Origin of the sequence: Puniceibacterium antarcticum (assembly GCF_002760615.1) — a bacterium.
In the GTDB taxonomy this organism is placed as follows: Bacteria; Pseudomonadota; Alphaproteobacteria; order Rhodobacterales; family Rhodobacteraceae; genus Puniceibacterium; species Puniceibacterium antarcticum.
The window spans coordinates 1-770 of record NZ_AWWI01000023.1; the positions used below are offsets into that span (position 1 = coordinate 1).

Below are 770 nucleotides of genomic sequence, written 5' to 3' on the forward strand. Positions count from 1 at the left end.
GGGCGGCGCGCATTCGCCTGGTTTCAGGCGGCACGGCATCCGGGACCGCTGGTGTGGATCCTGCCCGAGCATGTACAGGAACTGCCGATGCTGCGCGGCTTGCCCCGGGGCGTCGGCGAACGACTGCATCTGTTGCGTCCCGTGGGTGAGGCAGACCTGCTTTGGTGCATCGAAGAAGCCTTGCGCACGCAAGCTGTCAGCCTGGTGATTGCCGCGCCGCAAAAGCCCTTGTCCCTGATCGCAGGTCGGCGGTTGCAACTGGCCGCCGAGGCCGGGCGCACCACCGGCCTGATGCTGATCCGGGCAGGCGCAGGCAGCAATGCCGCCGAGACGCGCTGGTGTTGCGCCCCCCTGGCCAGCGAGGCGGCGGACTCGACTCTGTTTCAATGGGCGCTTATAAAGAACAAACAGGGAACAATTGGAAGCTGGGTCGTGAACTGGAATGGCGCGTCGGATACTGTCCATATGGTTTGCGAGGTTCGCGAGCGATACGAGCCTTCGGACACGCCCCGTTGAGGGGTGCTTTGCCCTGACTCACCGGTCGGGCAAGGCCGATCATCTGCATTGCCTCAATCCGGCGGCCTCGGCCCGGGGCCTGTCGCGCGGCATGGCGCTCGCCGATGCCCGCGCCATCTGTCCGGACCTCGCGACCCGTCCGGCGGACCTCGCACGCGAGGCCGCAGCACTTGCCAGCCTGCGCCGCTGAGGTCGGGCATGGCCATGGGATTTCCATTCAGCTTCGCAACCGAGCAGAAGCACAACCTGCTGAA

Annotated in this window: 2 protein-coding genes; both read left to right on the plus strand. The window is 66.1% G+C overall.

The annotated features are described in order from the left end of the window. Positions 1 to 516 (plus strand): ImuA family protein (locus P775_RS27875; protein ID WP_099909503.1); only part of this gene is annotated, 516 nt, incomplete at its 5' end. Next, the gene (locus tag P775_RS02585; RefSeq protein ID WP_099909504.1) at positions 443 to 706 is read left to right on the plus strand and encodes a Y-family DNA polymerase; all 264 of its coding nucleotides are present in this window, start codon (positions 443 to 445) and stop codon (positions 704 to 706) included. The genes P775_RS27875 and P775_RS02585, both read left to right, overlap by 74 nt. Positions 707 to 770: the final 64 nt, after the last annotated feature.

Excerpts from the sequence above, each read along its gene's own strand:
- P775_RS02585 (WP_099909504.1), top strand. The coding sequence starts at position 443 with ATGGCGCGTCGGATACTGTCCATATGGTTTGCGAGGTTCGCGAGCGAT.